This is a genomic window from Sinorhizobium fredii USDA 205, assembly GCF_001461695.1.
GTDB classification, from domain to species: Bacteria; Pseudomonadota; Alphaproteobacteria; order Rhizobiales; family Rhizobiaceae; genus Sinorhizobium; species Sinorhizobium fredii.
This window is the reverse complement of sequence record NZ_AUTC01000001.1, coordinates 304,245-310,629: the sequence shown is the minus strand read 5'-3', so window position 1 is coordinate 310,629 and position 6,385 is coordinate 304,245. Positions and strand designations below refer to the sequence as shown.

At 62.6% G+C, this 6,385-nt stretch carries 8 protein-coding genes; all 8 read right to left on the bottom strand.

From position 1 onward, the window contains the following. On the bottom strand, positions 1-686 hold a 686-nt coding region (locus N181_RS01365; RefSeq protein ID WP_060563204.1), incomplete at its 3' end, for a flagellin N-terminal helical domain-containing protein. A gap of 246 nt (positions 687-932) precedes the next feature. Beyond that, positions 933-1,928: a flagellin N-terminal helical domain-containing protein gene (locus N181_RS01360; RefSeq protein WP_037392033.1), complete on the bottom strand. Its 996-nt coding sequence runs from the start codon at positions 1,926-1,928 to the stop codon at positions 933-935. Between the two features lie 282 nt (positions 1,929-2,210). After that, complete coding sequence (gene fliP, locus N181_RS01355) at positions 2,211-2,948, bottom strand: flagellar type III secretion system pore protein FliP (protein ID WP_014327344.1); 738 nt, start codon at positions 2,946-2,948, stop codon at positions 2,211-2,213. A gap of 54 nt (positions 2,949-3,002) precedes the next feature. Further along, on the bottom strand, positions 3,003-3,494 hold the full coding sequence (locus N181_RS01350; RefSeq protein ID WP_037392031.1) for a flagellar basal body-associated FliL family protein: 492 nt from the start codon (positions 3,492-3,494) through the stop codon (positions 3,003-3,005). An 11-nt stretch (positions 3,495-3,505) separates the two neighbouring features. Beyond that, complete coding sequence (flgH, locus tag N181_RS01345; protein ID WP_037392029.1) at positions 3,506-4,216, bottom strand: flagellar basal body L-ring protein FlgH; 711 nt, start codon at positions 4,214-4,216, stop codon at positions 3,506-3,508. Then, positions 4,213-4,752: a MotE family protein gene (locus tag N181_RS01340; protein WP_014327341.1), complete on the bottom strand. Its 540-nt coding sequence runs from the start codon at positions 4,750-4,752 to the stop codon at positions 4,213-4,215. The genes flgH and N181_RS01340 overlap by 4 nt, the downstream gene beginning before the upstream one ends. Beyond that, complete coding sequence (locus tag N181_RS01335) at positions 4,749-5,864, bottom strand: flagellar basal body P-ring protein FlgI (RefSeq protein ID WP_060563203.1); 1,116 nt, start codon at positions 5,862-5,864, stop codon at positions 4,749-4,751. Before N181_RS01335 ends, N181_RS01340 begins: the two co-directional genes overlap by 4 nt. Continuing rightward, positions 5,861-6,367 (bottom strand): flagellar basal body P-ring formation chaperone FlgA, encoded by a 507-nt coding sequence (gene flgA / locus N181_RS01330; RefSeq protein ID WP_050983988.1) that lies wholly within the window; start codon positions 6,365-6,367, stop codon positions 5,861-5,863. The genes N181_RS01335 and flgA overlap by 4 nt, the downstream gene beginning before the upstream one ends. Between the last annotated feature and the right edge of the window lie 18 nt (positions 6,368-6,385).

Here is a 6,385-nt window from a genome sequence, read left to right as displayed (position 1 = left end):
TGGATAGACATGGCACCGACCGTTGCGCCGGCAGGGTCTACGCCGGCGGCGCTGGCATCGAAGTCCACCGTGGTCCAGCTCGATGCAATGGTTCCGAGGATGCCTGTCGTAGCGGAGATGGCGCCGGTCGCGTCGCCGCCGAAGAGCACGTTCATGGAACCCGCGGTGGAGCCATCGAGCGTGTACGTCGTCGTCTTCACAGAAACGGCATCGCTGGAGTCACGCACAAAACCAGAGACGACTGTGGCATCAAGTGTCGAGGTGGCGGTGTCGACGCCGCCCGCGATCCAGTTTTCACCGGAGAACGAGGCGGACTCGGCAATCGACATCAACTGGTCCTGAAGCTGAGTAATTTCTTCCTGGACCTTCGCCTTGTCGACGCCTTCTTCCGTGGCAGCGACGATCTTGGCCTTGATTTCCTTCACGACCTCGATGGCCGACTCCATGCCGGCGTAAGCCGTGTCGACCTTGGCGGCGCCGAGGCCGAGAGCGTCCTGAACGGAGGAAAGCGCCATGTTGTCAGAACGCATCGTGGTCGCAATGGACCAGTAGGCGGCGTTGTCCGAAGCCTCGCCGACACGCAGGCCGGAGGAGACGCGGCCCTGGGTGGTTTCCATATTGGTGCCGATGCTCCGCAGCGTTTCCAGTGCGGACATGGCTGCGACGTTGGTAAGAATGCTTGTCATGTTTGGGTGCCCCTTAGTGGCTGATTAAGAAGGGACATTCCGGAGCTCACCGGGAAGCGACGGTCAGCATCATGCCTGCTAACCAATTAATTTTGTTGGTTAACCCGTCATTTCGATGGCCCTAGGAAACAGCAAGATGGTTAAGGAATGCTGAAGCGGAACAAAAAATGCGAAAAGCCGCGACCGAATACGGTCGCGGCTCTTTTCCAGCGTTGCGCACGGTCAGCCCCCGTGCCGGTTCGCCGATTAGCGGAAGAGCGACAGGATGTTCTGCGAGTCGGAGTTGGCGATCGACAGGGCCTGGATGGCGAGCTGCTGCTGCGTCTGCAGGGCCTTCAGGCGAGTCGACTCCTCGTTCATGTCGGCATCGACGAGGCGGCCGATGCCGCTTTCGATCGAGTCGCTGAGCTCGGAGACGAAATCGGACTGCAGGTCTATACGGGTCGAAATCGAACCGAGTTCCGAGGCCGCGCTCGTCATAGCATCGAGACCGGCTTCGACCAGCGTCAGAGCCTCACCCAACTCCGTGGCCGTCAAGCTGGTGATGTCGAGCGTGTTGATAGACATCGCACCGACCGTTGCGCCGGCGGCGGTTGTGCCAGCCACGCTGGTATCGAAGTCCACCGTGGTCCAGCTCGATGCTATGGTTCCGAGGATGCCTGTGGTGGCGGAGATAGTGCCGGTCGCGTCGCCGCCGAAGAGCACATTCATGGAACCCGCCGTGGAGCCATCGAGCGTGTATGTGGTCGTCTTAACGGAAACGCCGCTGTTGGAATCACGCACGAAGCCGGAAACGACGGTGGCATCGAGCGTCGCGGTGGCGGTGTCGACACCGCCGGCGATCCAGTTTTGTCCGTTGAAGGAAGCGGATTCGGCGATCGAGAGCAGTTGCTCCTGAAGCTGACCGATTTCCTCCTGAATCTTGGCTTTGTCCACACCCTCTTCGCTTGCAGCAACGATCTTGGATTTGATTTCCGTGACTACGTCGATTGCCGATTGCATACCAGCATAGGCCGTGTCGACCTTGGCCGCGCCCATACCGAGCGCATCCGTTACCGACGAGAGGGCCGCGTTGTCAGAACGCATGGTGGTCGCGATCGACCAATAGGCGGCGTTGTCCGACGCGGTACCGACGCGAAGGCCGGTGGAAATCCGGTTCTGCGTGTCTTCCATGCTGGAGGAGATGGAGCGCAGCGTCGAGAGCGCTGCCATAGCGGAGGTGTTGGTCAGAATGCTTGCCATGTTCGTTGTCCCTTTTACGAAATACTTATGGGGGGACATACCGGGCTAAAATCGTTACCGGTCACGACGATCCGGCATCATGCCACTCGGTTCCGCTCAACTCGTGAAGGACACCAAACCCGTCGTGTGAGGACGAAATTCGCAGCCATTTCTTGCCAACAGCTTAACCGGCGGGGCACCTCGAAGGCGACCCGGCAATGTGGTGAATCCCGCGTGAAATCCTATGCTTAACGGATTGTTTCGGGCTCGCCGGATGTCTTAACGGGGGACACGGCCCGAGGCTCAGGTAAAGGAGCGCACCAGGCTGCCGACGAGCAGGTTCCAGCCGTCGATCAGCACGAAGAACAGGATCTTGAAAGGCAGCGAGATCGAAGTCGGCGGAAGCATCATCATGCCCATCGCCATGGTGATGGTCGAGACGATGAGGTCGATCACCAGGAAGGGCAGCATGATCAGGAAGCCGATCTCGAAGCCGCGGCGGATCTCCGAAATCATGAAGGCGGGGACGACGGCGCGGAGATCGACCTTGTCGTCGACGACGACCGTCTGGCCCTTTTCCCGGGCGATGTCGATGAAGAGTTGCAGGTCCTTGTCACGCGTGTTGGCGAGCATGAACTCGCGGAACGGCTCGGAGACGCGTGACAGCGCCTCGGTCTCGGAGATTTCATTTTTCAGGAGCGGATCGATGCCTTCGCGCCAGGCGCGGTCGAAGGTGGGCGCCATCACATAGAAGGTCATGAACAGCGCCAGCGACACCATGATCATGTTCGACGGCGTGGTCGCAAGACCCATGCCCGAGCGCAGGATCGCAAAGGCGATGACGAAGCGCGGAAAGCTCGTCACCATGATCAGGATGCCGGGAGCCACCGAAAGGACGGTCAGGAGCCCGAAGGTGCGGATGATCCACGAGGCGACCGAACCGTCGACCGGCGTGTTCAGGATGTCGGCGGGAAAGCTCTGGGCCCCGGCAATTCCCGACATCGCCACCATGGCGACTATGAAGGCAGCAATCCGGAGCATCCAGGGTCAGGGCCTGTACGAATGGATGAATCGAGTGGTTCTGACCCTGCCGAATCACTGGATGACGAAGGTTCGGAACATCACATTGGTTACGCGGCCGTCGGAGCGCAGGTCAACCCGTTCCTGGATGTCATCCCGGAGATATTGAAAGCCGCGCGGCCCCTGGATTTGCTGCAGCGACACGGTCTTGAGGTAGGCCACGATATCCCGGTGGATTTCTTCCGCGAGCGCGACGTCGGGCACGCCCTTGAACTGCAGCGCGACCTCGAGGCGGACCCAGTTCTCGGCCGGATAGGCAAGGTTGGTGGTGATCGGTTCGAGCTGGACGATGCCGTTGGCTTCGGTGGCGATCTTCGGAAGGCCCTCCTCGCCGGTGGCGCTCTCGGGCACTTCAGCCGCAGCTTCCGCCTTATCCGCTGGCGGCGGCGCCAGAAGGACGCCGACAAGCCAGCCACCGCCGCCGGCGACGAGCGTCAGCACGGCGACCGCAGCGATGGTCATTACCAGCGACGGGGACTTGGGTTGCTTGCTGTCGATTTCTTCCATCGTCACACCCCTCAGATCGGCGAGATGAGATCCACGATCTGCTGGCCATAGGGCGGCTGCTGAACTTCGGTCAGCCGGCCGCGGCCGCCATAGGAGATGCGCGCCTCGGCAATGCGGTCGTAGGAAATGATGTTGTCGGCGTCGACATCCCGCGGCCGGACGATGCCGGCGACATTGAGGATGCGCAGTTCGTGGTTGACGCGCACTTCCTGCGAGCCGCTGATCAGCAGATTGCCGTTCTCCAGCACGCCGGTGACGACCGCCGCGACGAGCAGCCGGAGCTTCTCGGAGCGCTCGGTCTTGCCGTCCCCTTCGGTCTTGGTGTTCGATCCGTATTTGAGATTGCCGGACCATTCGAAGTCGCTGGTCTGCGATTCGCCGCTGGCACCGAGGTTGAAACCGCTGGAATTGGTGCGACTGCGGTCGGTCTCGTTGTTGAAGGACGCCTTGTCGTCGATCTGGATATCGACGGTCAGGATATCGCCGACATTGATCGCGCGCGCATCCTTGAAGAGGGCGGCCTGCTGGTCGTTCCACAGCGAATAGCCGGCGGTCATCTGATGCGGCTGCTTCGGATACATGGCGAGTTGCGGCGTCTGGGTGTATTGCAGGCCGCTGCCGATCGGGCTCATCGACGGGGCCTGGCCAATTTCCTTGAAGGCCTGGTTCTGACATCCCGCAAGAAGGCTCGCGGCCAGGGCGGCCGTAAGTTGCATTCTCATGATGGCTCCTTCGAGGTGTTCGGGTCGCTGGCGCTGGAAATGATGTTGGTGAGCACCGCCGCCTTCTCGTCGCTCATCTCGCTGAGGATCAGCGAGGATTGGCGCGCCGGCAGCTTCATGACGATCGCCGCGGCGATCTCCGGCCGTACCATTTCGAGCTTGCCGGCGGCGGCATCGGGCTTCATCGTCTTGTAGATGTCGACGAGCCCGAGTTCCGCCTGCTTGAGGAAATCGTTGCGGCGCTTCAGCCAGTCCTCGTATTCGGCCCGACGTTTTTCCAGCGTCGCAATGCGTTCGTCGACGCTCGCCTGCAGGGTTTCAAGATCCTTGCGCTGCAGGAGGTAGCGCTGGTCGCGCGCCGCATCGGCGATATTGGTGCAGAACTGCTGGATTTCGTTGGTCGCGCCGTTTTCCGCGGGAGGCGCGGTCACGTCCTGCGCGAATGCGCCCGGCATCGCCAGCATCAATGCTGTGCCGGCCGCGGCCAACAGCGTGCGGCGAGACTTGCCGAGAACAAAGTCCAGAGTTTCGGTCATTGCAACACAAGCTCCGCCTGTAGGGCTCCCGCCGTCTTTATGCTCTGCAGGATCGCGATGATTCCGTCCGGCTTGACGCCGATGCTGTTCAGGCCGGCAACAAGCGAGCGAAGGCTCGCGCCGTTGAGGATCGCCACCGTGCCGCCATCCGACTGCGCCTCGATGGTGGTATTGGGCTCCACAGCCGTTTCACCGCGCGAGAACGGCGCCGGCTGGACGACGGTCGGGGTCTCGGTGACCTGCACCGTCAGGGTGCCGTAGCTGACCGCAACTTCGTTGACGCGCACGTCCTGACCGATGACGATCGTGCCCGTCCGCTCGTTGACGACGACGCGGGCCGGGACGTCCGTCCCGACGACGAGATTTTCGATGTCGGCCATCAGCCGGGCGAGATCGGCCATTTTCGGCTTCTGGACGAGGACGGACTGCGAGTCCAAGGCTTCGGCAATGCGGCCGCCGAACTGCGCGGAAGCAAATTTGTTGATCGCCGCCGCCATGCCGACGGCTGTCGAGAAGTCCGGGTTGCGCAATTGCAGCACGAGGTTGAAGCCGTCCTTGAACTTCGACGGCAGCTCGCGCTCGATGATCGCACCGTTCGGGACGCGGCCGGCCGTCGTCACGCCTTGCGACAAGCTGGCGGCGTCACCCTGGGCGCTAAAGCCGGTGACGACGATCGAGCCCTGGGCTACTGCATAGATCTGCCCGTCGGCACCCGAGAGCGACGTCATGACCAGCGTGCCACCGCGCAGCGACGTCGCGTCGCCAAGCGAGCCGACCGTGACGTCGACGCGGCTGCCGGGGCTTGCGAAAGGCGGCAGCGTGGCGGTGACCAGCACCGCCGCCACATTGCGCGTCCGCGACTCGCCGCCCTGGGTCGAGATGCCGAGGTTCTGCAGCATGGCGCGGATCGACTGGTCGGTGAACGGCGAGGACCGCAGGCTGTCGCCCGTTCCCTGCAGCCCGACCACCAGACCGTAGCCGATCAGCTGGTTGTCCCGCCCGGCCTGCAGCGAGGCCACGTCCTTGATTCGCGACGCCGCATACGCCGGCGTCCATATTGCCACAAACAGCAAGGCGAAGGTCAGCAACCACTTACACACGCGCATCGTCATTTCGCCACCACATGGACCGTGCCGTCGGCCATCACCGTGCCGGAGACGATGACGCCGCTATCGACGTTGCGGGCCCGGATCAGTTCGCCGACCGCCGCATCCTGCAGCGGCGAGCCGGCGGCGGTGATCGTCAGCCCGCCATTGTTGAAGATCAGCCGCACCGTCGAGCCGCGCTCGACCGCGTACCGGTCGCGCAGCGCCGAGGCGAGGATTACCCGTCCCGGCAGGAGGGTCCGCTTCGTCACCTTGCCCTCGACCTCTGCGAGGGAGCCGACATAGCCGTCGGCGAGATCCGGATTGGTCACGTCGACCACTTCCAGCATGCTCGCCTCGATGGTTTCGCCGGGATAGATGGTCTGCTTCGGGATGACGGCGGTCGGCTGCTGTGCGGAAGCGGCCGCCGGCGACAGTAGTGCCGCGGCAACTGCGGCAAGTGCGAGCGACCGCGTCAAGCGCGCGAAGCCGCTTTTTGCTGCCCTTTCGGCGGATCGGCGAAACCTCATGTTTGCCCCCTCTTCCCG

Bases quoted from the DNA above. Each gene is read 5' to 3' on its own strand.
- N181_RS01360 (WP_037392033.1), bottom strand. From the start codon at position 1,928: ATGGCAAGCATTCTGACCAACACCTCCGCTATGGCAGCGCTCTCGACG.
- fliP (WP_014327344.1), bottom strand. From the start codon at position 2,948: ATGCTCCGGATTGCTGCCTTCATAGTCGCCATGGTGGCGATGTCGGGA.
- N181_RS01350 (WP_037392031.1), bottom strand. From the start codon at position 3,494: ATGGAAGAAATCGACAGCAAGCAACCCAAGTCCCCGTCGCTGGTAATG.
- flgH (WP_037392029.1), bottom strand. From the start codon at position 4,216: ATGAGAATGCAACTTACGGCCGCCCTGGCCGCGAGCCTTCTTGCGGGA.
- N181_RS01340 (WP_014327341.1), bottom strand. From the start codon at position 4,752: ATGACCGAAACTCTGGACTTTGTTCTCGGCAAGTCTCGCCGCACGCTG.
- N181_RS01335 (WP_060563203.1), bottom strand. From the start codon at position 5,864: ATGACGATGCGCGTGTGTAAGTGGTTGCTGACCTTCGCCTTGCTGTTT.
- flgA (WP_050983988.1), bottom strand. From the start codon at position 6,367: ATGAGGTTTCGCCGATCCGCCGAAAGGGCAGCAAAAAGCGGCTTCGCG.